21 protein-coding genes and 2 pseudogenes are annotated in these 26,231 nt (G+C 71.9%); 10 read left to right on the top strand and 13 right to left on the bottom strand.

Features of this window, described 5'->3' with window-relative positions:
- Positions 1 to 251: pseudogene (locus Q0R63_RS10280) on the bottom strand (hypothetical protein); the annotation flags it as partial.
- 195 nt (positions 252 to 446) lie between these two features.
- Between Q0R63_RS10280 and mshD the strand changes: the two are divergent.
- The 9 genes and pseudogenes from mshD to Q0R63_RS10235 form a co-directional block, all read left to right on the top strand.
- Positions 447 to 1,373 (top strand): annotated as a pseudogene (gene mshD / locus Q0R63_RS10275) (mycothiol synthase); the annotation flags it as partial.
- 48 nt (positions 1,374 to 1,421) lie between these two features.
- Complete coding sequence (locus tag Q0R63_RS10270; RefSeq protein WP_295696979.1) at positions 1,422 to 3,698, top strand: RNA degradosome polyphosphate kinase; 2,277 nt, start codon at positions 1,422 to 1,424, stop codon at positions 3,696 to 3,698.
- A gap of 10 nt (positions 3,699 to 3,708) precedes the next feature.
- Positions 3,709 to 4,656, top strand: a complete 948-nt coding sequence (locus Q0R63_RS10265) for an NUDIX hydrolase (RefSeq protein ID WP_295696975.1) — start codon at positions 3,709 to 3,711, stop codon at positions 4,654 to 4,656.
- A gap of 211 nt (positions 4,657 to 4,867) precedes the next feature.
- Positions 4,868 to 5,980, top strand: a complete 1,113-nt coding sequence (gene pstS, locus Q0R63_RS10260; RefSeq protein ID WP_295696973.1) for a phosphate ABC transporter substrate-binding protein PstS — start codon at positions 4,868 to 4,870, stop codon at positions 5,978 to 5,980.
- Positions 5,981 to 6,127: 147 nt separating this feature from the next.
- Complete coding sequence (gene pstC / locus Q0R63_RS10255; protein WP_295696972.1) at positions 6,128 to 7,102, top strand: phosphate ABC transporter permease subunit PstC; 975 nt, start codon at positions 6,128 to 6,130, stop codon at positions 7,100 to 7,102.
- Positions 7,099 to 8,016 carry a phosphate ABC transporter permease PstA gene (gene pstA / locus Q0R63_RS10250; protein ID WP_295696971.1) on the top strand — a complete coding sequence of 306 codons (918 nt, stop codon included), beginning with the start codon at positions 7,099 to 7,101 and terminating at the stop codon, positions 8,014 to 8,016. The genes pstC and pstA overlap by 4 nt, the downstream gene beginning before the upstream one ends.
- 8 nt (positions 8,017 to 8,024) lie before the next feature.
- Complete coding sequence (gene pstB / locus Q0R63_RS10245) at positions 8,025 to 8,801, top strand: phosphate ABC transporter ATP-binding protein PstB (RefSeq protein WP_295696970.1); 777 nt, start codon at positions 8,025 to 8,027, stop codon at positions 8,799 to 8,801.
- A gap of 223 nt (positions 8,802 to 9,024) precedes the next feature.
- Positions 9,025 to 9,564, top strand: coding sequence for a hypothetical protein (locus tag Q0R63_RS10240; RefSeq protein ID WP_295696968.1), 540 nt, complete (start codon positions 9,025 to 9,027; stop codon positions 9,562 to 9,564).
- The gene (locus tag Q0R63_RS10235) at positions 9,561 to 10,595 is read left to right on the top strand and encodes a hypothetical protein (RefSeq protein ID WP_295696967.1); all 1,035 of its coding nucleotides are present in this window, start codon (positions 9,561 to 9,563) and stop codon (positions 10,593 to 10,595) included. The genes Q0R63_RS10240 and Q0R63_RS10235 overlap by 4 nt, the downstream gene beginning before the upstream one ends.
- Positions 10,596 to 10,603: 8 nt before the next feature.
- Here the strand turns inward: Q0R63_RS10235 and Q0R63_RS10230 are convergent, their stop codons facing one another.
- From Q0R63_RS10230 to Q0R63_RS10185, 10 genes are all read right to left on the bottom strand, one after another.
- Positions 10,604 to 11,596 (bottom strand): inorganic phosphate transporter, encoded by a 993-nt coding sequence (locus Q0R63_RS10230; RefSeq protein ID WP_295696966.1) that lies wholly within the window; start codon positions 11,594 to 11,596, stop codon positions 10,604 to 10,606.
- A gap of 7 nt (positions 11,597 to 11,603) precedes the next feature.
- Positions 11,604 to 12,224 carry a DUF47 family protein gene (locus tag Q0R63_RS10225; RefSeq protein WP_295696964.1) on the bottom strand — a complete coding sequence of 207 codons (621 nt, stop codon included), beginning with the start codon at positions 12,222 to 12,224 and terminating at the stop codon, positions 11,604 to 11,606.
- Between the two features lie 76 nt (positions 12,225 to 12,300).
- Entirely contained in the window at positions 12,301 to 12,486 is a 186-nt protein-coding gene (locus tag Q0R63_RS10220) for a hypothetical protein (RefSeq protein ID WP_295696962.1), read from the bottom strand.
- Between the two features lie 661 nt (positions 12,487 to 13,147).
- Positions 13,148 to 13,762 carry a hypothetical protein gene (locus Q0R63_RS10215; RefSeq protein ID WP_295696960.1) on the bottom strand — a complete coding sequence of 205 codons (615 nt, stop codon included), beginning with the start codon at positions 13,760 to 13,762 and terminating at the stop codon, positions 13,148 to 13,150.
- 117 nt (positions 13,763 to 13,879) lie between these two features.
- On the bottom strand, positions 13,880 to 15,388 hold the full coding sequence (locus tag Q0R63_RS10210; RefSeq protein WP_295696959.1) for a type VII secretion protein EccB: 1,509 nt from the start codon (positions 15,386 to 15,388) through the stop codon (positions 13,880 to 13,882).
- Positions 15,385 to 16,935 (bottom strand): EsaB/YukD family protein, encoded by a 1,551-nt coding sequence (locus Q0R63_RS10205; RefSeq protein WP_295696957.1) that lies wholly within the window; start codon positions 16,933 to 16,935, stop codon positions 15,385 to 15,387. The genes Q0R63_RS10210 and Q0R63_RS10205 overlap by 4 nt, the downstream gene beginning before the upstream one ends.
- Complete coding sequence (locus Q0R63_RS10200; RefSeq protein ID WP_295696956.1) at positions 16,932 to 17,804, bottom strand: S8 family serine peptidase; 873 nt, start codon at positions 17,802 to 17,804, stop codon at positions 16,932 to 16,934. The genes Q0R63_RS10205 and Q0R63_RS10200 overlap by 4 nt, the downstream gene beginning before the upstream one ends.
- Positions 17,805 to 18,539: 735 nt before the next feature.
- Positions 18,540 to 18,848, bottom strand: a complete 309-nt coding sequence (locus Q0R63_RS10195; protein WP_295696953.1) for a hypothetical protein — start codon at positions 18,846 to 18,848, stop codon at positions 18,540 to 18,542.
- Positions 18,849 to 18,869: 21 nt separating this feature from the next.
- Positions 18,870 to 19,193, bottom strand: coding sequence for a WXG100 family type VII secretion target (locus Q0R63_RS10190; RefSeq protein WP_295696951.1), 324 nt, complete (start codon positions 19,191 to 19,193; stop codon positions 18,870 to 18,872).
- Between the two features lie 122 nt (positions 19,194 to 19,315).
- Positions 19,316 to 20,542 carry a hypothetical protein gene (locus Q0R63_RS10185; protein WP_295696949.1) on the bottom strand — a complete coding sequence of 409 codons (1,227 nt, stop codon included), beginning with the start codon at positions 20,540 to 20,542 and terminating at the stop codon, positions 19,316 to 19,318.
- A 99-nt stretch (positions 20,543 to 20,641) separates the two neighbouring features.
- Between Q0R63_RS10185 and eccCa the strand changes: the two genes are divergently transcribed.
- Positions 20,642 to 24,643 (top strand): type VII secretion protein EccCa, encoded by a 4,002-nt coding sequence (gene eccCa / locus Q0R63_RS10180; protein WP_295696947.1) that lies wholly within the window; start codon positions 20,642 to 20,644, stop codon positions 24,641 to 24,643.
- A gap of 28 nt (positions 24,644 to 24,671) precedes the next feature.
- On the opposite strand, the gene Q0R63_RS10175 is transcribed toward eccCa, so the two are convergent.
- Positions 24,672 to 25,184: a PspC domain-containing protein gene (locus Q0R63_RS10175; RefSeq protein ID WP_295696946.1), complete on the bottom strand. Its 513-nt coding sequence runs from the start codon at positions 25,182 to 25,184 to the stop codon at positions 24,672 to 24,674.
- A gap of 113 nt (positions 25,185 to 25,297) precedes the next feature.
- The gene (locus tag Q0R63_RS10170; RefSeq protein ID WP_295696945.1) at positions 25,298 to 25,948 is read right to left on the bottom strand and encodes a hypothetical protein; all 651 of its coding nucleotides are present in this window, start codon (positions 25,946 to 25,948) and stop codon (positions 25,298 to 25,300) included.
- Between the last annotated feature and the right edge of the window lie 283 nt (positions 25,949 to 26,231).

The raw sequence follows: 26,231 nt of genomic DNA, 5'->3' as shown, positions 1-26,231 counted from the left end.
TCGACCGGCAGGCCGGTCGCCGGGTCGATCCTGTGGTCGACGACGACGCGGCCCGACGACCCGGCCGGGGGCTCGAGGTTGCCGTGGAAGTCGTTGAAGGACAGGATCTGGATGTTCATCAGCGGTCCGGCGTCGGGTCGCGCCCTGCCGGCCGTGGCCTGCGCGGTGCTGCCCGTCGCGGCGAGTCCGGCGATGGCGCAGGCGCCCGCCGTGGCGACGCCGACGAGGCGCCTCGTCAGTCTGGTGGTCATGGTGCTCCCTGGTTCTCGAGCTCGCGTTTCCCGTGTCGATGCTCTGGTCGTCCTTGTCCTCGGCACCCTAGTCGGGCCCAGTGACTTCACAGGGATTCAGGAGGCAACGACCAGTGACATCCGGTCGACATCGTGGGTGAGGCCGCCGCTGGCACCCTGGGAACGGCGGCCGGAAGGTCCGACCCCCGTGGTGGAATGACCCGCATGGAGAGCACCGACGTCACGACGCGCGTCGACCTGGCGCAGGACGAACGCACCGCGGTCCTCGACCTCGTCGCGGCCGCGAGCGCCGCCGACGGGGTGCCGCCGATGTCCGAGCAGTTCCTCCTCGACCTGCGGGCGGGTTCGGGTGTCACCCACCTCCTCGCGTATGCCGCGTCGGGGCCCAGCTCGTCGAAGCCCAGTTCGTCCGGGCACCGTTCCTCGACGCTGAGCGGCTACGCCCAGCTCTCCGCCGGCGCGGCCGAGCTCGTCGTCGCTCCGGGTCACCGCCGCCGTGGCACCGGCACCGCACTGCTCTCGGCACTGCCCGGGGACGCCCAGGTGTGGTCCCACGGCGACCTCCCCGGCGCCTCCGCCTTCGCCGCCGCTCGCGGGCTCGACGTCTCCCGTGAGCTCTTCGTCCTCGAGCGCGACCTGCCCGCAACGGAGTTCGCCGATCCCATCGTGCTGCCCGACGGGCTGCGGGTCCGGCCGTTCGAGCCGGGACGCGACGAGGACGAGTGGGTGCGCGTCAACGCGGCGGCCTTCGCCCACCACCTCGAGCAGGGGCGCCTGACCCGGGCCGACCTCGAGCAGCGGATGGCGCAGCCCTGGTTCGACAGCGCCGGGCTGCTGCTCATCGTGCCCACCCCGGGGCAGGGTGACCCCGACACCGTGGCGGCGTTCCACTGGACCAAGGTCCACCCGGCGGGGGCGAAGGGTGAGGACCCGGTGGGTGAGGTCTACGTGGTCGGCGTCGACCCGGCATACCAGGGACGGGGGCTGGGCCGGCCGCTCACCCTCCTCGGCCTGCGCCACCTGGCCCAGGAGGGGCTCGAGCACGTGATCCTCTACGTCGACGGCGACAACGCCGCGGCCCTGCGGGTCTATCGGACGCTGGGCTTCTCCACGCTCGGGGTCGACCGGACGTACGCACCCGCCAGGGGCCCGGAGTGCGACGATGACGTCATGACCGCCACCGCCAACGTCTCGGACCGGGACCTGCCGGGCACGGAGGACGACCCGACGGCTGACGCCCCGGAGGACGAGCTGAGCTCCGTCCGCTCGCTCGCCAGCGCGATCCCGGCCCACCGTCCCTACCAGCCGCGCGCCGCCAACGGCCGGTTCGTGCGCGCCGACGGCTCCGACGAGCTGCCGCCCGACCGCTTCCTCGAGCGGGAGATCTCCTGGCTGCAGTTCAACGAGCGCGTCCTCCAGCTGGCGATGGACGAGGACGTGCCCCTGCTCGAGCGGGCGAAGTTCCTCGCGATCTTCTCCAACAACCTCGACGAGTTCTTCATGGTCCGGGTCGCCGGGCTCAAGCGACGCATCGTCGCCGGGCTCGCGGTCCGCTCCGCTGCCGGGCTCGAGCCGCGGGAAGTGCTCGAGCAGGTCGGCGAGGTCGCCCAGAAGCTCGTCAAGCTGCAGGCGAAGGTCTTCCTCGAGTCGGTGCGGCCGGCCCTCGCCGACGAGGGCATCACCATCCGTCGCTGGGACCAGCTCTCCGACGCCGACCGCGAGCCCCTGACCCGGCTCTTCATCGACTCGATCTTCCCCGTGCTCACCCCGCTGTCGGTCGACCCGGCCCACCCGTTCCCCTACATCTCCGGCCTGTCGCTCAACCTCGCGGTGACCCTGGTCAACCCGAAGACCGGCAAGGAGCACTTCGCCCGGATCAAGGTGCCGCCTTCGCTGCCGCGGCTGCTGCGCGTCGGCGGCGACATCCAGGACGGCGAGTATGCCGTGCGGTTCGTCCCGCTCGAGGACGTCATCGCGGCCCACCTCGACCAGCTCTTCACGGGCATGGAGGTCCACGAGCACACGACCTTCCGGGTCACCCGCAACGAGGACCTCGAGGTCGAGGAGGACGACGCGGAGAACCTCCTCACGGCGCTGGAGAAGGAGCTCACCCGCCGCCGCTTCGGGCCACCCGTGCGGCTCGAGGTCGAGGAGGACATCGACGACCACGTCCTCGACCTCATCGCCCGCGAGCTGCAGGTGGAGCCCGCTGAGGTCTACCGGCTGCCGGCCCCGCTCGACCTGCGCAACCTCTTCATCGTCGGCGACATCGAGCGTTCCGACCTCAAGTACGAGCCGTTCGTGCCCCTCACCCAGGCCGACCTCTCGCCCACGGAGTCGTCGAAGGCCAGTGACATCTTCGCGGCGATGCGCAGCAAGGACATCCAGCTGCACCACCCCTACGACTCGTTCTCGACCTCGGTGCAGGCCTTCATCGAGCAGGCCGCCGCCGACCCCCGTGTCCTCGCGATCAAGCAGACCCTCTACCGCACCTCGGGCGACTCCCCCATCGTCGACGCCCTGATCGACGCGGCGGAGGCGGGCAAGCAGGTGCTCGCCGTGGTCGAGATCAAGGCCCGCTTCGACGAGGTCAACAACATCAGCTGGGCCCGCAAGCTCGAGCAGGCGGGCGTCCACGTCGTCTACGGCATCGTCGGCCTGAAGACCCACGCGAAGATCTGCCTCGTCGTGCGCCAGGAGGCCGAGGGCCTGGTGCGTTACTGCCACATCGGGACCGGCAACTACAACCCCAAAACGGCCCGTCAGTACGAGGACCTCGGGCTGCTCACCTGCGACCCCCAGGTCGGCGAGGACCTCACCCGGCTCTTCAACCAGCTGTCAGGCATCGCCCCGAGGAGCCGCTTCAAGCGGCTGCTCGTCGCCCCGCGGACGGTGCGGTCCGGGCTGATGGAGCAGATCGAGGCCGAGGCCGAGCGGCACGAGCGCTCCGGCGGCGGGCACATCGTCCTCAAGGTCAACGCGATCGTCGACGAGGAGATCATCGACGCCCTCTACCGCGCGTCGCAGGCGGGCGTCCGCGTCGACCTGTGGGTGCGCAGCATCTGCTCGCTCCGGCCCGGCGTCGAGGGCCTCAGCGAGACGATCACCGTGCGCTCGACGCTCGGCCGGTTCCTCGAGCACTCCCGGATCTTCTGGTTCGGCGGCGGCGGCGACCCACAGGTCTACATCGGCAGCGCCGACATGATGCACCGCAACCTCGACCGCCGGGTGGAGGCGCTCGTCCGGATCACCGACCCGACCCACCTCGCCGACATCGAGTCGCTGCTGCGGCTCGGCGCCGACCCGGGCTCGTCCCGCTGGGAGCTGAGCGGTGACGGCCGCTGGACCCGGCACCACCGCGCCGCCGACGGCGAGCCGTTCGTCGACGTCCAGTCCGCGATGATCGAGATCCACGCCCGGCGGCGCCGCAAGGCGCGACGCCGCTAGGTTCTCCCCCATGTCGGTCATCCCCGCCGCCGGGACCGTGCCCTGGCGTCGCCGACGCGGCGCCCTGGAGGTGGCCGTGGTCCACCGCCCGAAGTACGACGACTGGTCGTGGGCGAAGGGCAAGCTCGACCCGGGCGAGGAGTGGCCGGTCGCCGCGGTCCGGGAGACGCAGGAGGAGACCGGGCTGGAGGTGCGGCTCGGGCTGCCGCTCCCCCCCACGGCATACACCGTGCTGGACCGGATGGGGCAGCCGGCCGCCAAGGAGGTCCGCTACTGGGCCGCCGAGGTGGTGGGGGGCGCGGGCGCGCTCGACAACGAGATCGACGAGGTCAGCTGGCTCGACGTGGTCACCGCGCACGAGCGGCTCGACTACGCCCGGGACCGCGAGCAGCTGCGGGCCGTGGTCCGTGCCGACGGGCAGGGCAACCTCACCACCTGGCCGCTGGTCGTCGTGCGGCACGCCAAGGCGCGGTCCCGCTCGTCGTGGGGCCGCGAGGACCCGCTCCGTCCGCTCGACGCACGCGGGACGGCCCAGGCCGCCGCGATCGTGCCCCTGCTGGCCGCCTTCGGGATCTCGCGGCTGGTCTCGTCACCGTCGACCCGGTGCGCCGACACGCTCCGCCCGTATGCCGCGGCCACCGGCCTGCCACTGAAGCTGAGGGACGGGCTGTCGGAGGAGGGCTTCGTCGCCGACCCCGACCGGGCCGTCCACCACCTGCGCCGCGCCTTCGACCGCGGCGCGGCCACCGCGATCTGCAGCCACGGACCCGTGCTGCCGACCCTGCTCGAGACGCTGCGGCACTATGTCGACCTCACCAGCGAGGAGGGTGCGGTCGCCGACGCCCGGTTGAGCGAGGCGGCCGACCTGGCGATGGGCAAGGGGGAAGTGCTCGTCTGCCACGTGGTGTCGACCGGCATCGCCGCGCGGATCGTCGCGGTGGAACGGCACCGCAGCTGACCGTCAGGGGCGGCATACCAGCGCAATGCCGTTTTGTCGCCCATGGGGACAGCAGAAACCCCCAAACCGACAGGTTGCGTTTACCTCTCGTTAACCGATCAAGGACTTTTCGTCACCGAGCCGACCTACCTTCGAGTCGGGAGATGTCATCGGCGACCGTCGCTGCGTGCCTCCCACCCGAAGACAACGACCCCCGAGAGGGACAACTCCCGTGCGAATCACCCGTACCACCGCCGTCAGCGCCATCGCGCTGTCCGGCGCCCTCGCCCTGTCTGCCTGCGGCAGCGACAACAACGCCGGCGGCACCGGCTCGACCGCAGCGGCCACCATCGCCGCCGCCGACTGTGGCAGCGGAACGCTCAACGCCGAGGGGTCCACCGCCCAGCTGAAGGCGATCCAGCAGGCGATCAGCCTCTACCAGGCCGCGTGCAACAACAAGGTCACCATCAACTACAGCGGCACCGGATCGGGCGCCGGCGTCAAGCAGTTCACCGCCAAGCAGGTTCAGTTCGGCGGCTCCGACTCGGCCCTGAAGACGGCCGTCGCGTCCGGGGCGACCACCACCGAGCTCGCTGCGGCCACGACGGCCTGCGGGTCACCGGCGCTCGACATCCCCCTGGCCGCCGGAGCCATCGGGGCGGCCTTCAACGTCAAGGGCGTCGACAAGCTGAACCTCGACTCGGCCACCCTCGCGAAGATCTTCAAGGGCGCCATCACCAAGTGGAACGACCCCGCCATCGCGGCGACGAACTCCGGTGTCACCCTCCCCGCCACCGACATCAAGGTCTTCTTCCGCTCGGACGAGTCGGGCACGACGGAGAACCTCGCGAAGTACCTCCACGCCACTGCGCCCGACGTCTGGACCGACGCGCCCGCCAAGGCCTGGAAGGGCGCCGGCGAGGGCAAGAAGGGCTCGTCCGAGATCGCCAAGTCGGTCGTCGCGACCGACGGGGCCATCGGCTACATGGAGGTCGCCTTCGCCAAGGAGGCCAAGCTCAACGTCTCGTCCATCGGCGGACTGGCCCCGGAGAGCGACGCACTGAGCAAGGGCGTCTCCGGCGGGACCGTCAAGGCGACGAACGGCGACGTGCGGGTCACCTTCGACTACACCAAGCCGGCCGCTGGCGCCTACCCCATCCCGATCGTCACCTACGAGCTGGTCTGCTCGAAGTATGCCGATGCGGCCGTCGGGAAGAACGTCAAGTCCTTCCTCGGCTTCTGGGCCAAGGACAGCACCCAGCAGGCCATCGCCCCGCTCGGCTACGTCCCGCTCCCGACGGACCTGAAGACCGCGGTCGACGCCGCGGTCGCGGGGATCTCCTGATCTGCGACACCGCCACCACGTGACGATCGACGCGCCCACGAGGCACCGCATACTCGGTGCCGAGTGGGCGCGCTCGCGTCATCGGACCCACTCGCGTCATCCCCGCCCCCGACGCCCCATCCACCCCGTGCCCACCAGGAGCGCCGCATGACGACCGAGACCGAGGTCGCCCAGGTCCTGCGACCCGCGAACCACCGTCGCCAGGACCAGGTGTTCAAGGCTCTCGCCATCGGCGCGAGCAGCGTCATCGTCGCCCTCGTCGTCCTGGTCGCCGTCTTCCTGGTGACCCAGGCCTACCCGGCGCTGCGCCAGAACACGGCGAACTTCTTCACCTCCCGGATCTTCTCGATCGACACCCCGCCGATCATGTTCGGCATCGCCGACCTGCTCTGGGCGACGATCGTGACCTCGGTCATCGCGGTCGTCATCGCGGTGCCGCTCGGGGTGAGCATCGCGCTGTTCCTCTCGCACTACGCGCCCGAGCGGCTGGCCCGGCCGGCCGCTCAGCTCGTCGCCCTGCTCGCTGCCGTGCCGTCGATCATCTACGGGCTGTGGGCCTCGCAGCTGGTGGCGCCCTACTACCTGCCCGTGCAGGACTTCCTCGAGAAGGTCCTCGGCTGGATCCCCCTGTTCTCCGCGACGAACACCTCCGGCGGCGCGACCCTCATGTTCGCCGGCATCGTCCTCGCGGTGATGATCCTGCCGATCATCACCTCGCTCTCGCGCGAGGTCTTCGCCCAGACGCCCACCTTCCACGAGGAGGCCGCGCTGGCCCTGGGGGCGACGCGGTGGGAGATGATCCGCACGGCGGTCCTGCCCTTCGGCAAGCCCGGTGTCATCTCGGCCGCGATGCTCGGGCTCGGTCGGGCGCTCGGCGAGACCATCGCCGTGACGATCATCATCAGCTCGCTGTCGGACCAGAACCGGCAGAGCTTCAGCCTCTCGTTCTTCAACGGCGGCGAGACCTTCGCCAGCCGGATCGCCAACAACGCGGCCGAGTTCGACACCCCGACCAAGGCCGGTGCCTACATCTCGGCCGGCCTCGTGCTCTTCGTGCTGACCTTCGTCGTGAACGCCATCGCCCGGGTCGTCATCGAGCGCAGAAGGGCCTTCAGCGAATGAGCGCCGCCACCCACACCCCGGACCTCGTCGAGCAGGCCCTGCCCGACCCGGAGACCCCGCAGAGCACCGGGCGCCGCGTCAAGGACCGGACGGCCACCGTCGCGGTCTGGGCCGCCTTCGTGATCGCGATGATCCCGCTGGTCTGGATCATCGTCGCGCTGCTCGTCAAGGGCGGGTCGGTCGTCGTCAGCGCCAGCTGGTGGACCAACTCGCAGCGCGGGATGACGACGCTCACCGCCGGCGGTGGCGCCTACCACGCGATCATCGGGACGCTGTTGCAGGCGGTCGTCACCGCGGTGATCTCGGTGCCGCTCGCCATCATGACGGCGATCTACCTGATCGAGTACGGCCGCAGCACCCGGTTCGGGAGGATCGTCTCCTTCATGCTCGACATCCTCACCGGTGTGCCGTCCATCGTCGCAGGGCTGTTCATCTACGCGCTGTGGGTGACGACCTTCGGCCTTCAGCGGGTGCCCTTCGCGGTGTGCCTCGCCCTGGTCCTGCTGATGGTCCCCGTCGTGACGCGGTCCACCGAGGAGATGCTCAAGCTCGTCCCCAACGAGCTGCGCGAGGCGTCCTACGCCCTCGGTGTCTCCAAGTGGAGGACCATCACCAGCATCGTGCTGCCGACCGCGTTCTCGGGCATCATCACCGGCATCCTGCTCGGCCTGGCCCGGGTCATGGGCGAGACGGCGCCGCTGCTGATCCTCGGCCCCTACAGCCAGTCGATCGCGACGAACCTCTTCTCCGGCTTCATGGGTACCCTCCCGACGATGATCAACGCCGAGCGCAACGAGGTCGCCGCCATCCCCCTCGACCGCGTCTGGGGAGCGGCCCTCACCCTCATCATCCTGGTCCTGCTGCTCAACCTCGCTGGCCGGCTCATCGCCCGCTACAGCGCCGTCCGGAAGTGAGCTGAACCATGGCCAAGCGCATCGACGTCAAGGACCTCAACGTCTACTACAGCTCGTTCAAGGCGGTGGAGGACGTCACGATGACGGTCGAGCCCCGCTCGGTGACGGCCTTCATCGGACCCTCCGGCTGCGGCAAGTCGACCTTCCTGCGCACCCTCAACCGGATGCACGAGGTCATCCCCGGCGCCCGGGTCGAGGGCAGCGTCATGCTCGACGACCTGGACCTCTACGCCAAGGGCGTCGACCCGGTCTCGGTGCGCCGGTCCGTGGGCATGGTCTTCCAGCGACCGAACCCGTTCCCGACGATGTCGATCTACGACAACGTCATCGCCGGGCTGCGCCTCAACGGGGTCAAGGGCCGCAAGGACCTCGACGAGGCGGTCGAGACCTCGCTCAAGGGGGCCAATCTCTGGAACGAGGTCAAGGACCGGCTGAAGAAGCCCGGCGCCGGCCTCTCGGGCGGGCAGCAGCAACGCCTGTGCATCGCCCGGGCGATCGCCGTGCGACCGCAGGTGCTCCTCATGGACGAACCCTGTTCGGCGCTGGACCCGATCTCGACGCTCGCCATCGAGGACCTCGTCAACGAGCTGAAGTCGGACTTCACCATCGTCATCGTCACGCACAACATGCAGCAGGCCGCCCGCGTCTCCGACCGCACAGCCTTCTTCAACCTCGCGGCGACAGGGAAGCCGGGCCGGCTCGTCGAGATCGGCGACACCCAGAAGATCTTCAACAACCCGATCGAGCGGGCGACCGAGGACTACATCTCCGGACGCTTCGGCTGATGCGTGGGGCGCAGGGGGCACCATGATGGCGACGACCGGCAGGACCAGCGGGACCGCTCGGACGAGTTTCTCTGCGGTCCTTGCGGCGCTCGGGGTCTGTGCTGCCGCCCTCACGGGGTGCAGCGGCGGTTCGGACGCCGGCCTCCCGTCATACACCGGTGGGGCGGGGAGCGGTTCGACGTCCTCGGCGGCCGCAGGGTCTGCCACGACGAGCAGCGCCGGTATGCCGTCCAGCTCGTCGGGTGCACCGGGCTCGTCGGGCTCGTCGGGCTCGTCGGGCTCGTCGGGCTCGTCGGGCTCGTCGGGCTCGTCGGCAGTCGGCGCCTTCCCCGACGCCGTGCCCACGGTGACGGAGGGAAGGAGCACCGTGCCTGCCTCGGCGGCGCCACTGAAGAAGGCGCTGGCGGACTACCAGCTGGCCGTCCTCACCGGGCTGCACACCGGTCAGCCCGCCAGCAACCTGGGCTCGGTGGCGACCGGAAAGGCCCTCTCGCAGGCGCTCGGAACCACGACCTCCTTCAGGTCGAAGTCCTGGTCGCTGCGAGGCAGCCTCATCTATGCCGTGCTGACCGCGACCATCACCGGGCCCACCGCGACCATCGAGGGGTGCCTGGCCGACTCGACCGTCGCCTTCACCTCCGGCCTGCCGGTGAACCCCCCACGCACCACCTACGTCGCCTACTCTGGAGACCTCGTTCTCAGGGGGAACACATGGATCGTCAGCAACCTCGCCAACACGGTGCAACCGCGGTGCCCGGTGTGACGGACCGCGTGCGACGGACACTCGTCGGACTGGCCGTCGCGGTGCTTGCCGCGACAGGCCTGGCCGTCATCGGGGCTCCTGCCGCGCACGCCGATGGCTGCGCCTCGTACTACTGCACCAACCCTGGTGGCGGCGCGACCGTCAGGATCTCGGTGATCTTCACCGGGGACGCGGCGGGCGGCGGGGCGGGCGGTGGAGGGACCTCGGACTCGGTCTACGTCAAGCCGGTCTGCTACTGGTACCCCGTCCTGACCTACGGCAAGACCCTCCAGCAGGTGATCGACGAGTACTACTCCCCGCCCGGGAAGAGCCGCGGTGGCGCAAACGACTACGGGTGGCCCAACCCCCCGCTGGAGTGGTGGGCGCCCTACCTCGCGGCCGAAGCCGCCGGGCACTCCACCCGGATCTACGAACCGACGTGCGACGACGGCAACAGCTATTCCGGGGGTGACCTCACCAGACTGGCCGACTACGCCACGCCGACCAGTCCCTACGGCTTGGTGCTCACGACGCCCAACAACGTACCGCCGCCACAGATCGACCCGTTCGTCCTCGTCGAGGCGGACCAGAAGCACCTCCAGCTCGGTGACCCCCAGGTCGACCACAACCCCGAGATCGGCGCTCTGGGCGGCGGGACCCTGGTCGGGCTGCCGACCTACTTCTGGATGCGCGACGGCCTCACCGTCGGCGGCGCGGCCGGGACCCGGACCATCCGGGCCACTGCCGCCGGAGTCTGGGCACAGATCAATCTCCAGAACGACGGGATCACCCTCGTATCGGACGGTTTCGCCCCTGCGGCCTGCTCGCACCAGCAGGCGCTCACCCGCTACGGCGACGGCGGGACCCCCTGCAGCGTCGTCTTCACCCATGCGTCGATCGCGGCGCCCTACACCGTGACGGCGGCCAGCGCGTGGAAGGCGGCGTACCAGACCTCCGACGGGCAGGCCGGGCCCGTCGCCATCGACCCTGTGGTCGGCACGGCCAACACCATCACCGTCGGCGAGTCCCAGGCGATCGTCCAAGGCGGCTAGGCCCGCGCTCAGCGGACGAGCAGGGTCAGCCCGTAGGCGAGCGCGGCGGCGAGGCCGGCGCCGGGGAAGGTCAGGACCCATCCGCCGATGATGGTGCGCGCGACCCCCCACCGGACCGCGGACAGCCGCTTCGTCGAGCCGACGCCCATGATCGTCGAGGTGATCGTGTGGGTGGTCGAGATCGGGGCGCCGAACGCCAGGCCGGCGACGTAGAGGATGACCGCGGCGCTGGCCTCGGCGGCGAACCCCTGGGGCGGGTCGAGGTGGATGATCTTGCGGCCGAGCGTGCGCATGATCCGCCAGCCCCCGGCATACGTGCCGAAGCTGATCACGACCGCGGACAGGACCAGCACCCAGAAGGGGACCTGCTGGGAGGTCTGGCGACCGGCGACGGTCAGCGCCAGGACGACGACCCCCGCCGTCTTGGCGGCGTCCTGCAGACCGTGGCCGAAGGCCATCGCGGCCGCTGACCCCGTCTGCGCGTAGCGGAAGCCGCGCGAGACCCGACCGGGGTTCGCGTGTCGGAACGACCAGAGGATCGCCGTCATCACGAAGTAGCCGAGGACCAGCCCGACGATCGGGGAGACGACCATCGGGATCACGACCTTGTCGAGGATGCCCGTCCACTTCACCGTCGCGCCGGCGGCCAGGGCGGCGCCGCCCAGCCCGCCGATGAGGGCGTGCGACGACGAGGACGGCAGCCCGAGCCACCAGGTGAGGAGGTTCCAGCCGGTCGCCCCGACGAGGGCCGCCCCGACGAGCCAGAGTCCGGCACTGCCCTGCGGCGCGTCGATGATGCCGCTGCCGACGGTCTGGGCCACCTTGGTGCCGAAGAACGCCCCCGTGAGGTTGGCGATCGCGGCCATCCCGAGCGCGATGCGCGGGGTCAGGGCTCGGGTCGATACCGACGTCGCGATCGCATTGGCCGCATCGTGAAAGCCGTTGGTGTAGTTGAAGCCCATCGCCAGGAGGATGACGATGCCGAGGGGGATCCAGTCCACGGGAGGGTCAGGACTCCTTGACCGCGATGCCCTCGACCGTGTGGGCGACCGCCTCGAAGGCATCGGCCGCGGCCTCGAACGCCGACACGATGTCCTTCATCTTCAGGACGTGGATCGCATCGGTGTCGTCGAAGAGGTTGGCGACGAGGCGCCGGTAGTGCTTGTCAGCCTGGTTCTCGAGCCGGTTGATCTCGATCCAGTAGGTCGCGAGGTCCTTCATCGAGCGCAGCCTCGGCATCGCCTCGGCGGTGAGCTCGGCCATCCGGGCCAGGATCTCGATCTGTTTGGCGACCCCATGGGGAAGCTCCTTGACCTGGTAGAGGTCGATGAGATCGGCGGCCTCCTCCATATGGTCCATGCAGTCGTCCAGGCGCGAGGCGAGGTGGTAGATGTCCTCGCGGTCGAACGGGGTGATGAAGGAGCTGTTGACCCGGTTCGTGATCTCGTGAGTCGCTTCGTCGGCCTCGTGCTCGAGGTCCCGGATGCGTTGGACGACCGTGGCCCGCGACTCCAGATCGGTGGCCGCGAGGAGGTTGGTCAGCTCCCGGGCCCCCGCGACGAGGTGGTCCGCCGAGATCGCGAAGAGGCCGTAGAAGCTGTCCTCCTTGGGCGTGAGGCGGAATGCCACAGGGTTGTCTCCGGTCATGGGGGGAAGGCCGAAGGGAATGCTACGGGTCGCGCTCCACCTTGTCGCAACCGAGCGTTCACCCCTTCGACGTCTTGGGTACCCCTCGAGCGGACGCCGTGGCACAGACACCGAGGGCGTCGTCGATCTCGCGGTCGGACAACGGACCGTCGACCGTGCTCGCGGCCACGATCAGCTCGCCGACGAGCTCGATCTCGTCATGGAGGGCGATATCGCGCAGCTCCTCGCCCTCGTGCCCGGTCATAGGGCAACACTAGGGAGTCAGGCGGGTCCCATGGTGGCGAACGCCTCGAACTGCGGCGGTGCAAGCCTGCTCGTGGCGTGCTCCCGGGAGCGGGGATCCCTCCGAACCGGACAAAAGCTGTGGTCGCGACGCACCGCCCGAGCCGTGGACCCGCCATGATGGTCATATGCCTGTCCACACCGTCGAGGTCGGACTCCCGACGCAGGCCCCAGCGGTGTCACCGGTGGCACCTCCCCCGGTGGCACCCGCGCCGACGTCGCCCGCGCCGACGTCACCAGCGGACGCCGGCGCCCGGATCGATGAGCGCGGGTCCTTCGCCCACGGTGCCTGCCTCGGGTGCGACTGGATCGGACCGGGACGTCGAGCGCGCGACCGAGCCCGCCAGGATGCGGCGCGGCACCAGGTCATCCACCACCCCTAGCCCGCTCAGCAGCCAGGTCGCCAGGCGCCGAACGGCGACAGGTTGTTGCGTCGGGCCGGGAGCGCCTCACGGCGCAAGGCCGCTCGAGGCGGCTTGATTTGGGACCCGGGGCTACCGCGGCCCGACGCTGGTTCAGGATATCCCGTTCCCGGCTCCGCGGCACGCGGAGTCCCCATAACCACGGTCGGACCACTCGGTCTGGACCTCCTCCGAGCGTGGCCTCCTCCGAGCGTGGGCGTTTCAGACGAGGTTGCCGCGTCGCCAGAGGTGGGCGGCTGCGGTGAGGTCCTCCGCCGTCACGAGGAGCTGGGCCGCTCGCTGCGCCTCTTCCTCACCCTCGGTGCGGTCGCCGCGGCCGGCGGCCACGACCCGACAGAACGCCGCGGCACGATCGAGAGCGACCGCCAGGTCGCCCTCGAAGACGCCGGCGAGGATCGCGTCGGTGAGGGCGATGATCTCGTCCGGCCCGGTCGGCTCGGCCGGCCCGGCGACGGCGTGGTTCACATCCGTGAAGCGCATCCCCGCGCTGTAGTCGGCGCTGGCGCCCGCGGGGTCCCGTCGTACCCACTCGCGTAGCACATAGAGTCGCCAGAGTGCGCCGGGCAGGGTCCGTGCCGGACGGTGGGCCCAGAGGTCGGCGACGGTGGTCAGGCCGAGCTCCTCCACCAGGTCGACGAGGCGGGCGGTGAGCACCGGGTCGTGGGACTCGCGGCCGGCATGCACGAGCACCCTGGCGGTCTCGTGGGCCGCCTCGATCTCCTTCATCGGGTCGAAGGCAGCGCCGTGGGCCTCGATCGCGGCCGGACTGAACATCGCCGGGCGCCGAGGCGGCTTGCGCTCCTCGTTCGACACCATGCCTCCCGTCGTTCGTTCGAGTGTTCCCGGGCCGTTCTGTACCCATCGACCCCCCCACGGTGTCACACGGACCTCGAGACCCGACCCTGGACATCCGTCCGGCCACCTCGATGTGGCTCACGACGACGTGGAGTCCACCGTCGGTGGCTGCGCCGCCGCCGCGCTGAGCTCGGGCCCCGGCGGGCACAGGGCGATCCACGCGGCGGGGACCGTCGGTGCCACGACGTCGGCATACCCGAGCCGGGCAAGGGTGTCGGCGGCAGCCATCCCGAGGGGGAAGGCGCGCCCCGACGGATCGACGAGATACGTCGTCCTGGCGTCTGAACCGGTGACTCCCGTGACGACCGTGACGACCGCGCCGCCGCCGGGCTGGACGACCGGGGCTGGCGCAGTACCCCCGGCCGTCGTGAACCGGAGGTGCGTGGTGGGGGACCGACCCCCCGGTGCATCCAGCTCGGCACACGGTGTCGACACCGGCGAGGTGGACGCCGTCGTCGTCGCGACAGCCGACGCCGAGCCGGCCGCTGAGCTCGACGCGGTGAGCGGGGTCGCGAGGGGGAGGATCGCGGGCCAGTCGGGGGGCGTGAAGCTCGTGACGGCGCTCGGGGGCAGCCGGGCGAGATCGGTATCGGTGACGGCGAGGGGGGTCGCCAGCTCGGCCGGTGCCGTGGCGCGGTAGACCGCCGTCGCGAAGGCCGTCAACGGCACGGTGCCATCGGCCTCGATGACGAAGGAGGCGTCGGCGCGATCGGTGTTCGTCACGAGCTGCCCGATCATCGGCACCGTGCCGCGCAGTGCGAGCGCGTTCGACGTCGGCCGGCCCACCGTCGCCTGACCCACCTCCTGACCCACCACTGCCGCAGCGGCGAATCGGAAGGAGGCGAAGGCGAGGTCGGTCCCCGGCGAGAAGAGGTCGACCCAGCCCGCCGGAGCGGGTTCGGGCGAACGCGTCTGATCGAGATACTGCTTCACCGCGGGATAGGACGCGGTCGGGATCCGGTAGTGATGGTCCGCGGCCACGAGGTAGATCCCGCCAGCGGGCCCGGTGACGGCGACCACCACCGCGCGCTCCCGGGAGAGGTCGGTGGTGGGGGTGCCTGAGGGAGGTGGCGCGGAGACCGTCCCGGAGGTGGAGGCGGAGGCGATACGGGTGCGGACGCCTGTCCCGTCGAGGCACGACAGCCACCCGGTCTGGACGAGGGCTGCCGGCGTCGGGAGGACGTCAGGGGCGCCCGGTATGCCGAGCGGAGCCCCCCGTCGAGCGCCCGCGATCGCGGTGTCGTCGACGACGACGACGTGGCCGGGCGAGGTAGCGGGGCGGAGCAGGCGGCCCGACGCGGCGTTGAGCAGGGGGTGCAGTACGCCGGCGACACTCACGAGTCGCGCGGCGGACGACCGACTGACGATGACGTCACCGTCCGACCAGACGCCCGGTGACGAGGGACTCAGTCGACTGCTGACGACGCCCCCCACGAGGAGCAGCACCACCAGCGCCATCCCGACGGTGAGGGGTCTGGTCCGGGCACCGGCCGGCGCCTCGTCGGACCGGCCCTGGGTGACGAACGCCTCGAGAACCCGACGGCGGGTGTCGGCCCGGACGGCGGAGCGCGCTCGGGGATCGCTCACGACACCCCGACCCGCGACACGAGCCCGACCGAGACGATGAGGAGCACCACGAGGAGCAGCATCAGGAGAGCGGATGCGACCCCTTCGACGAGGTCGACGTGGTCGAGGGTGCGGAGTCCCCAGGGCAGCCCACGGGAAGCCGGCTGTCGGCCGGGCCGGAGAAACGTCAGGATCGGCGCGGCAACAGCGGTCAGGGTCGTCGCGACCATCGTGGCCGCTGACACCATGACCGGGACGGCGCCCCAGGGGTCGGTGTCGAGAATCAGGGTGGACAGGAACGCTGGGGGGAGCCGGAGGGGCGGCGTCTGGAACATGGCGGTCAGCGATGCCACCACCGGCCCGGCGAGGGCGGCCGCGACCGCGACGGCCCTGAAGAGCTTCCCGCCGCCGTCATGGGTGGCGGTCCGGGTCCGTCGTGCAAGCAGGAGCCCGCAGACGCCGACGAGCCCGAGCCCGGCCCATCCCCCTCCGGTGACGACGACCGGCGCGGACGCCGCCAGGACCAGATCGACTCCGAGCACGCCCGCCAGAGCCAGTCGTCGCCCGGGACGGGACCGCGGCCCGACGACCCATGGGACGACGCCACCGAGGGCCACCAGGCTCACCAGCTCGACCGCGACCACCTGCCGCGACGACAGCGAGGTCAGGGTCAGGCTGGCCCCCACGAGCGCGGCGAAGGTGCCCCCGACCAGCCAGGGGACGACCACCGGGGCCAGAGGGGTGACGGCGCCGGCCGTGTCCACCAACGAGCCCGACGAGCCCGACGAGCCCGACGAGCCCGACGAGCCCGACGAGCCCGACGAGCCCGACGAGCCCGACGAGCCCGACGGACCCGAGGAGCGGGACGGTCGCTGAGAGCGGGTCGCCGAGGCCGCGAGGGCCAGCGCGGCTCCGCCTGTGAGAGCGAGAGCGAGACCGGCGAGCAGGAGGGAGCGAGCGACGTCCGCCGCGGCGGCGAGCCCGGCCACCGCGGCATACGGGCCGGCAGCAAGAAGAAGGAGATCTGCGGTCCCGGTCGTCCGTCGTCGCGCGGCGCTCGTGCCGGCCACCAGAAGGAGGGCGGCGAGGCCGGCCGCAGCCGCGGCGCCGACCGGCCCGGAGGAGTGGTGCAGTCCGAGGACGAGCGCTCCGCCGGCGAGGCCGAGGCCGCCCAGCACCTGTGAGCTCGATTGGGAGTCGTCCACGTCCCAGGCGGGGGACACGACGGCGAGGGCATCGGTGACCGCGTCGACGAGGTCGTCGTGGACGACGGCGTCCGCCTCGGGTCCGTCGCCCAGCCCGAGGACGAGGGTCAGCGTCTCGCCGTCCCGCACGCCCTGCTCGCGCAGACCGGTCTCCGGATCGAGCACCCTGTCGTCACCCGCCACGAGTGCGCACCCGCGGTGGACCTCCTCGGGATCGAGGGCTCCGAGCGCGGCAGCCACAGCGGGGACGAGCTCCCCGAGGGGCACCCGGGCCGCGAGCACGAGCTCCGAACGGTGGCCGGACCAGGTCACGCCGAGCCGCATCAGGTCGGGCGACCGAGTGCTCGTCGCCGTCGTCGTCACGACGAGCGTCGTCGGATGATGACCAGGGAGGCGACTGCAGCGAGCGCGAGGACCGCGGCCGACACCCAGCCGGCGAGGCTCCCGCTGCTGGAGGCTTTCGACGCAGGGACGGCCGCCGAGGGGTCGACGTGTGCTGGCCCGGTCGCCTCGGGACCCGTCGACGGTGGGGTCGGGCCGTCCGTCGACCCGCTCGCCGCCGCGGGAGGGAGGACCAGCTGCCCGTCGGCGCCGAGCTGCGTCGGGATCCGTGGAGCGGCGGGCGTGTCCTCGTGCACGGTGGCGAGCCCGCCGTAGAGCGGTTGCACGTCGGGGTAGGAGCGCGGGTCGACCGTCAGCGTCGCGGCGAGGTCGACCGCGCCGAAACCCCGTCGCGGATCCCAGACGGGTATGCCGTGCGGCTGAGTCGTGTTGCGTAGCAACGAGAAGAGCAGCTGGTTGCCCGTCGCTCCCGGCCAGCGCTGCTTCATCAGCGCCAGCTCGCCCGCGACGACGGCACTGGCCCCGGAGGTGCCCGACTGGAGCACGTCGGACACCCACCGGCCGTCGGTGAGGCCCCCGCCGAGGATCTCCTCCCCCGGCGCGACGAGGTGGATCTCCGACCCCGAGGCACGCAGGGCCTGGGCCGTCGTCATGGTGCTCGCCGCGCTCGTGGGCGAGAACGGGGACACGGCGCCGGTGCGACCCTCCGACCCGACGACGAGCATCCCCGGGTTGGTGCCCGGAGACATCGGCTGTGTGGCGGCCCCGCCGTTGCCGGCGCCCACGACGAAGATGACGCCCTGGGCCAGACCCCGGTTGACGGCAGCGAGGAGCGCGGGCGTGGTCTCGATGCTGACCGGGATCTCGACGATGTCGGCTCCGTCGGCCACGACACGGCGACGAGGCCCACCATCGCGGCCTGGTCGCACATGAGGTTCTGGGCGGGGTCGAGCGTGTTGAAGATCGCGTAGGTGCGCAGGGTCGCCCCCGGCGCGACCCCGAGGATCCCCGTGCCCCCCGGCCCGTTGCCCCGACCGCTACCGACCAGCACCGAGGCGATGGAGGTGGTGTGGAACGACACGGCGCCCAGGGCGACGCTGGGGCTCAGCGGGCCCTGGTCGGCGTTCACCTCGCCACAGCTCGAGAGCGTCGGCCTCACGTCCTGCCCGACGAGGTCCGGCACCTCGGGGCTCACGGGGCCGTCGATGAGGGCGATGTCGACGCCGGCGCCGGTGATCCCGGCAGCATGGCGGGCGCGCAGACCTGACGCCTCGAGCCACCACTGCCCCTGCTGCCAGCTGGACACGCCCGGCGCGGCCACAGCCGCCACCGCCGTCACTACCGCTGCTGGACCCGGTCGATCAGGGGAGGCCGCCGCCGGGGCGACCACCGTCCCGACGGCCAGGGCAGCGACGAAGGCGGCCAAGGCGGCCGACCCTGCGGGCCGTGGACGCCGGAGCATCACGCAACCCGCTGCCGGTGTCCCGCCGTGGCCACGTCCGCCGGCCCCGCGGGAGGTGGGAACCCTGCGACGAGCACGACACACCCTCCCCTCGATGTCGACGGCCCCCAGTGTCGCACCCGGCGCCGTGCACGAGGGGGAGCGCGGCAGCCGAGCGGTCGCCTCAGCCACCCTGCTCCCACATCGCGGCACGCTGGGTCTCACCGCGTCGGGCCTGGGCTGCGGCCTCCACGACGAGCGGAGGCATGGCCTGCACCGCGGTGAACATCTCGGCGAACAAGGTGTCGACCCGACGCTTGAACGCGTCGTAGCCCCGCCTCGAATCGGTGCCCTCACCCCACTCCGCGATCGTGGTCAGCAGGTCGGACGACAGCGAGTCGAAACCCTGTGTCATCGACCGGTGGGTGGTCGTGATCTCGGCCGCCATGGTCTCCAAGGACCCTGCCGAGACCCGGATGATGTCGTGGCTCATCGTCTGCTCCTTGTCGGGCCGTCAGGCCCGGGTGGCGAGCCGGGTCGCGGCTCTGCTGTAGGTGGCGGCCGACGCGTCCTGCTGGGCGTTGACCTCGGACTCCTGCCGGTCCATCGTGGCGGCGAAGCGCTGCATGTCGGTGACGATCGCCTCGGCGTCGAGGAGCCACCTGTCGATGAGGCCGAAGAAGGCCGACGACGCCGGCCCCTGATAGGCCGGTCGCAAGGCGTCGGACTCTCCGCGAAGCCGTCGCAGCTGCTGCTGGAAGGACCCCTCGGCGCCCCGGATCTTGCCGGCCGCGGCGCGTTGCGCCCCGACCTGTTGTTGCTGCGTCGGACTGCTCACAGCTCCCCCTTGCTCGTCGTGGATGGTCGTGGTGACACCTCGACCCTAGGTCCGCGGCAACCCCCTCTCCGAGTTGTCCACAGGGGAATTCAGCGCTCTGTCAACGAGATCGACGATCGCCGTCACGGCGTCCAGGCACGCAGCACGGTCAGGAGACCCGCCGCCCAACAGGCGACCGGGAGCACCGCGACGACGACCAGTACCTCGACACCCCGGGCCAAACGGGACCGATCCCGCCGAGGTCGGCGCCGCCTCCGGGCCGGCGACACCCCCATCAGTCCCACCCCCACGACGACGTATGCCGCGAGCACGGCGACGGGTGTCGGCAGCGAGGCGACCGGGACGACGAGGGCCGGGATCACGGCCGACGCGGATGCCACCCGCAGGGCCCATCGGTCACCACGGCCCCGGCCGCGGGCGCTTCCCGCCAGCGCTGTCGCAGAGGCGAGAACGGACACGAGCACGGGCAGGCCGACCGGCGTCGAGACCGGCCCGAGGGCAGCGGCCGCCCCTGGCAGGCGGGGACCGACGGGGAGCGCGAGCGACATACCCGCCGTCGCCGCGAGCAGGACCCCGCCAGCGACCAGCACCACGACGAGGACGGCGAGATGGGCTCCCAGCTGTCGTCGCGCGACGACGCGGACCCACCGATGAACGGCCGCGGTGTCGTGCGACGACGCACCGCCCGCGCCGGGGCCGGTGGAGCCGGCCGCGACCGGGAGCCGGAGGACGAGGTCGGGCACGACGCGACTCATCGACGCCGCGATCGCGAGCGCCAGCACCGCTGCCCCGAGGGGTGGGACCCCTGCCCTCGGCAGGCCCACGACCACCAGGGCGAACAGGGAGAGGACCGGGGCGCACGATCCGGCGACCCGGACCGCCACCCGGTCGGTCGTCACCCTCCCTCCTCGCGAACGTCGTTCGTGCCGCTCGCTCCTCGAGCCGGGTCCATCCGTCCGCTCGCTCGGGTCGCCGGCGGCGTTCCGGCCCGGCGCGTCGCCCGCCCGCGCCGAGACGACGACCACCGATCCGTCGACGAGGCCGGCACTCACGATGCTGGCGCCCGACGTCAGCTCCTCACCCGTGAGGGTGTGTGCGACCCACCGGAGGCCGGGGCTCAATTCGGCGCGCGAGCCGGGGGGCTCGTCCGGGAGCAGGTCGGTCAGCATCGCGCCGACCTCGAGCTCCGGGTCGACCACGACGTCGTGCCGGCGCGCGCCCCGGATCACCGTGAGGTGCCGCGCGGCGACCACGACCTCGCGGCTGCGGGCCGGGCTGTCCGCGACCTCCCGGGGTGGTGGGTAGGCCCTGGGCTGGGGTCCGCCCGGCGGACTCGGCGGACTCGGCACGTAGGGCACCTGGCGCCTCCTGATCTGGGCAGCGGTCTCGATACGTAGTTAACCACTGTTCGAGATCGTTTGCCGTTGCTCAAGGCTATTATCATCGATATGACTCTCGTCTCCAGCGCCCACCCCGCCCGCCGGATCGCCCCGCCGGGTATGCCCACCGGTGACCTCGTCCTCGAACCACCCCCGCCCGCGCCCCGCACCGAGGGTCTGGGACCGACTCTCCTGATGACCCTGCTGCCCCTGCTGGCCGGACTGGGCTCCGTGGTGGTCGTCGTCACGAGTGGCCGCGGGTCGTCGACGAGCTACCTCGGAGCCGGTCTCGTCGTCGTCGCCTCCCTCGGGTTCGCCGGCGCCACGCTGTGGAGATCACGATCGGGTCGCTCGGGGTCGACCCGGTTCGCCCGGCGGGACTACCTCGACCACCTCGCCGAGGTGCGGGCCGAGATCCGGACGGCGGCGCGCCGGCAAACGACACACCTGCGCTGGACCCACCCGGACCCGCACGCCCTCGTCGCGATCGCCGAGGAGGGGTCGCGGGTGTGGGAGCGCTCACCCGGCGACGACGACTGGCTGCTCGTCCGGTTCGCGACCGGGCCGCACCCCCTCGGGATCCAGGTCGTCCCCACCCCGACGGCACGGTCCGAGCGCCGCGACCCCGTCGCCGCGGCCGCAGCCCGCCGCCTGCTCGCCACCCAGCTCACCCTGCCCGATCTCCCGACCTCCCTCCGTCTCGGTGAGTTCGCCCGCATCGAGGTCACCGGGTCCGCCGACCGCGCCCGGGCAGTCGCCCGGGCCGTGGTGACCCAGGCCGCGACCTTCCACGGACCCGACCACCTCACCGTCGCCGTGCTCGCGTCTCCCGGCCACGTGGCCGCCTGGGAGTGGGTCAAGTGGCTGCCGCACAGCCGCAGCTGTGCCGAGAACGGCGTGGAGGGTCCGCGGCGCCTCGTCTGTGACGATCTCGACGACCTGATCCGGCTGCTGCCGGACGACCTCGTGGAGCGCCCGGCGTTCACCGCGTCCGAGGGGTCGCCCGAGCACCCGCTGGAGTCCCACGTGCTGATCGTCCTCGACGACGTCCGGCCACCCGACGACCACCCGGTGCTCGGTCGGGACGGCCGACGGAGCCTGACCGTGCTCGATCTGCCGACCCACTGGGACGACCTCGCGGACGACCGGCGGGTCCGGTGGCACCTCGAGGACGCCGACCCGGCTGCGTCGCCACAGGTCTCCATCGCCCGGCCTCGCCGGGAGACGGTCGGGGCTGTCGCCGACCAGCTCGGGCCCCGGCTCGCCGAGGCCACGGCCCGACGACTCGCGCGGGCGTCGGGGAGCACGCATCCCCGCCGCGCCGACGCCTGCCCCGACGGCGCCCAGCTGACCGAGCTGCTCGGCATCGACATCCACCGCGTCGACCTCACGACCTCGTGGGCGCCTCGCCCGCCGCGGGATCGCCTGCGCGTGCCGATCGGCACGGGCGACGACGGGGCCACGGTGTCCCTCGACCTCAAGGAGTCGTCGCAACACGGCATGGGACCCCACGGGCTCGTCATCGGAGCGACGGGGTCGGGCAAGTCCGAGCTGCTCCGGACCCTCGTCCTCGGCCTCGCGCTCACCCACTCGCCCGAGGAGCTCAACCTCGTGCTGGTCGACTTCAAGGGCGGCGCGACCTTCGCCGGGATGGCCCGGCTACCCCACGTCTCGGCCGTCATCACCAACCTCGCGGACGAGCTGACCCTCGTCGACCGGATGCAGGACGCACTCTCCGGCGAGATGACCCGACGACAGGAGCTGCTCCGCGCGAGTGGCAACCACGCCTCGCGGCACGACTACGAGCGGGCCCGCACGACAGGCGGATCCGCCCACCTCGCCCCCCTCCCCAGCCTGCTCGTCGTCTGTGACGAGTTCTCCGAGCTGCTCAGCGCCAAGCCCGAGCTCGTCGACCTCTTCGTCGCCATCGGGCGCCTCGGTCGGTCGCTGGGGATCCATCTGCTGCTCGCCTCCCAGCGCCTCGAGGAGGGCCGCCTGCGCGGACTCGAGAGCCACCTGTCCTACCGCATCGGACTACGGACCTTCTCCAGCGCGGAGTCGCGCAGCGTGATCGGCGTGGGGGACGCCTACGAGCTCCCAGCGGTGCCCGGCCTCGGGTTCCTGCGGCCGGACCCGTCGACGCTGGTACGCCTGCGGGCGGCATACGTCAGCGGGCCGGCTCCGACAATGGGGAGCGCCCGCGCGACCCCGGCAGGGCGGGGTCAGGTGCGGCCCTTCCGGGGTGCCCGGGTGACACCCGCGGCGCCGCCGGTCGACGGCTCGCCCGCGTTGCCCTCGGCGGGTGCGCGTGCACCAGGGAGCGGGGCGACGGGCCGTGAGACCACGGTCTTCGACCTGGCGGTCACGGCGATGGCGGGCCGGGGTCCCGCCGCCCACCAGGTATGGCTGCCGCCCCTCGACACCTCCGACACCTTCGACGCCCTCCTGCCCGACCTGGCCGTCGACGCGCGGCTCGGTCTCGTCTCGCATGCCTGGCGCCGCGCTGGACCCCTGCGCTTCCCCTACGGCACGGTCGACCGACCACGGGAGCAGCGCCGCGAGGCCCTCGTCGCCGATCTCTCCGGCGCAGGGGGGCACGTCGCCGTCGTCGGGGCACCGCGGTCGGGCAAGTCCACCCTGCTGCGCTCGCTCGTGACCGGACTGAGCCTCACGAACACCCCGCTCGAGGTGCAGTTCTACGTCCTCGACCTGGGCGGGGGGACCTTCACCGGGTTGCGCGGTCTCCCCCACGTCGCCGGCGTCGCCTCCCGGTCCGAGCCCGACGTCGTGAGCCGGGTCGTCGCCGAGGTCGTCGGTGTCACCGATGCGCGCGAGGACTACTTCCGGGTCGCCGGCATCGACACCATCGAGACCTATCGGGCGAGGCGCGCCCTCGATGAGGTCGACGACGGCTGGGGCGACGTCTTCCTCGTGGTCGACGGATGGGGCGCCCTGCGCACCGACTTCCCCGACCTGGAGCCGCGCCTCCAGGCCCTGGCCCAGCGGAGCCTCACCTTCGGGGTCCACCTCGTCACCAGCGCGTCGCGGTGGATGGACTACCGGGCCGGGGTCCGCGACGTCCTCGGCACGCGGATCGAGCTGCGCCTCGGCGACCCCATGGACTCGGAGATCGACCGCAGGCTCGTCGCGGCGCTCCCGGCGAACCGCCCGGGTCGCGCGGTGGTGCCCACCAAGCACCACGCCCTCACCGCCCTCCCCCGGATCGACGGCGACCCTACGCCGACCACCCTGGGGGCGGGGGTCGCGGCGATGGTGGCGCGGGTGGCGGCGAGCTGGCCCGGGCCCCCCGGGCCGCGGCTGCGGCTGCTGCCCGACCGCGTCGACCTCGAGCCGGTGCGGGCGGCCGACCCCCTGTCGACCCGACTCCTGCTCGGCGTCGCCGAACGGGACCTGTCCCCCGTCGGGCTCGACCCCGACCACGACCCGCACCTGCTCGTCTTCGGCGACACCGGCTCGGGCAAGTCGGGTCTGCTGCGGACCTACCTGCGCGAGGTGACACGGCGGCATACACCGGAGACGGCGCAGCTGTTCATCGTGGACTACCGCCGGACCCACCTCGCGGAGTTCGACCAGGCGTGGGTCGCGGACTACGCGACCAGCACCGAGAGCACGCAGGCCCTCGTCGCGGACCTCGTCGGGGTCCTGGGCTCGAGGCTGCCGGGTCCGCACGTCACGCCGGCGGAGCTGCGGGCGCGCAGCTGGTGGGCCGGCAAGGAGGCGTTCGTCGTCGTCGACGACTACGAGCTCGTGGCCACCAGCCAGGGCAACCCGCTCGAGGCGCTCGTGCCGCTGCTCGCCCGGGCGGGCGACGTCGGGCTGCGCCTCGTGGTCGCGCGCCGGAGCGGCGGGGCCGGGCGGGTCTACGACTCGGTGATCACGGCCCTGCGCGACCTGGCCCAGCCGGGGGTGCTGCTGTCCGGGGACCCTGCCGAGGGAGTGCTGCTGCACGGGTCGAGACCCACGCCGGCCCCGCCGGGGCGGGGCCGGTTGCTCACCCGGGAGGGTGACGACGTCATCCAGGTGGCCTGGTCGCCGTCGGTCCACGGGTGAGCCGCGGGCCGGATGCCCTTGCGGGGACTCACTTCTGGAAGGTGTCCTGCGGGCCGGTCGGGGTGCCCGACGCGGGCGATGACGACGCGTGCGACCAGGGACCGCGACCACCGCGACCCGAGGACCGACCCCAGACGAAGAAGGCGACCGCTCCGAGGGCGACGAACGGCACCAACCAGCCGACGTGGGGGTGCAACCCGACGTCGGGGATCAGCGCGAGACCGGTCACCGCGAGGAGCACGATGGACGGGACGTGACCGCGACGCAGGGCCTTCTCGAGCTGGATGCCGCCCTGGGCGTCGGGCAGGAGCAGCCAGGCGAGGAGGTAGAGGGCGACAGCCGGGCCGAGGAGTGCGGCGATGACGGCGATGACGCGGACGACGGCCACGGAGATCCCGAACCGCTGGGCGATGCCGCTGCAGACGCCGGCGATGACGCGGTCCTGCGAGCGGACGAGCGGGCTGCGACGCAGCGTGTCGAAGAACCGGTCGAGGGCCGGGCGTTGGGGGGAGGAGGGGAGGGGTGCAGGTGTGGTTGTCATGACCTCAACGATGCTCCGTGCGGCGCTCCCGGACAGGTGGGTGACGCCCTGACCCGACCCTGGTCGGACCCTGACCCGCCTCAGCGTCCATGGTGTCCGGGTCGGCGAGCGCCCTACGGGGTCGACGTTTCTCGCGTCGCTGCATCGTCGATCTGCGGCCGGTAACCGTGCACGATCGCCAGGACACTGGTCGGAGGCGTGAGGACCTCGACGTCGCCCCGGGTCGGGCGGGTCCTCTGCCTGCCGTAGCCCTGGGTCGTCCACGCGACGACGGCATCCCCGACGACGAGCGCGGGTCCCGTGGGGGTGACGACGAAGACTCCCGAGGGCAGCCCGGCCCACGGCATCGGGTGGGTGCGGCGCAGCGGCGGGCGCGACGCCGGACCCGGGCTGTGCGGCACCAGCCGTTCGGCGTGCAGGTGGCGGTCGAGCTCCGGCGCCCGCAGTGGCTCTCGACCGGTCGCGACCCCCACCGCCCGTTGGTATGCCGCGTAGTCACCGCGCCGGCACAGCGCACACGGCCGGTGCCCGGCCGCGAGGGCCACGGCCTCGTCGTGGAAGAAGAGCGCGGTCCACCGCCGCGGCTCCCACCTCGGGGCCACCCAGTCGCGGAACTCGAGTGCACACGTGATCCAGGCCGGTGACGCGTGCTGCCGGACGATCTCGTGGCCCTCGTGGATGACGCCGCGGTTGCCCGTCCACGCGCCACGCAGGTCGACGGCGACGATGTCGCCGGCCGGGGTGACGCGGTTGCGCTCGGGCACCGGCCGAGCCTAGGGGTCGAGGCGGTGGCTCCCCCCGACCGGGTCACGGGCGGTCATCCACGCGGTCACCACTGCGTCACGTTGGTCATGGGGAGGTCACCAGCGTTTGCGCCCAACAGCCCTGGCGGCTGCCTGTGCGGGGGCCCGCGCTGCGAACGAGTTTCGCGAGGACCCAGCAAGGACAGAGATGTTGACTCTCCACGGAGAGGACCCCACCTCATGGACGCCACCCTGCGCGGGCTCGTCGGCACCGCCGCCAGCTCGCCCTACATCGTCCAGCTGC

Source organism: Lapillicoccus sp. (assembly GCF_025353065.1).
Lineage (GTDB): Bacteria > Actinomycetota > Actinomycetes > Actinomycetales > Dermatophilaceae > Lapillicoccus.
Note: the sequence above shows the minus strand (reverse complement) of the source record. Positions and strands in the feature narration are given on the sequence as shown.

What these genes read in the sequence shown, in the direction of transcription:
- Q0R63_RS10270 (WP_295696979.1), top strand. Translation starts at nt 1,422, where the DNA reads ATGACCGCCACCGCCAACGTCTCGGACCGGGACCTGCCGGGCACGGAG.
- Q0R63_RS10265 (WP_295696975.1), top strand. Translation starts at nt 3,709, where the DNA reads ATGTCGGTCATCCCCGCCGCCGGGACCGTGCCCTGGCGTCGCCGACGC.
- pstC (WP_295696972.1), top strand. Translation starts at nt 6,128, where the DNA reads ATGACGACCGAGACCGAGGTCGCCCAGGTCCTGCGACCCGCGAACCAC.
- pstA (WP_295696971.1), top strand. Translation starts at nt 7,099, where the DNA reads ATGAGCGCCGCCACCCACACCCCGGACCTCGTCGAGCAGGCCCTGCCC.
- pstB (WP_295696970.1), top strand. Translation starts at nt 8,025, where the DNA reads ATGGCCAAGCGCATCGACGTCAAGGACCTCAACGTCTACTACAGCTCG.
- Q0R63_RS10240 (WP_295696968.1), top strand. Translation starts at nt 9,025, where the DNA reads ATGCCGTCCAGCTCGTCGGGTGCACCGGGCTCGTCGGGCTCGTCGGGC.
- Q0R63_RS10220 (WP_295696962.1), bottom strand. Translation starts at nt 12,486, where the DNA reads ATGACCGGGCACGAGGGCGAGGAGCTGCGCGATATCGCCCTCCATGAC.
- Q0R63_RS10215 (WP_295696960.1), bottom strand. Translation starts at nt 13,762, where the DNA reads ATGGTGTCGAACGAGGAGCGCAAGCCGCCTCGGCGCCCGGCGATGTTC.
- Q0R63_RS10195 (WP_295696953.1), bottom strand. Translation starts at nt 18,848, where the DNA reads ATGAGCCACGACATCATCCGGGTCTCGGCAGGGTCCTTGGAGACCATG.
- eccCa (WP_295696947.1), top strand. Translation starts at nt 20,642, where the DNA reads ATGACTCTCGTCTCCAGCGCCCACCCCGCCCGCCGGATCGCCCCGCCG.
- Q0R63_RS10175 (WP_295696946.1), bottom strand. Translation starts at nt 25,184, where the DNA reads ATGACAACCACACCTGCACCCCTCCCCTCCTCCCCCCAACGCCCGGCC.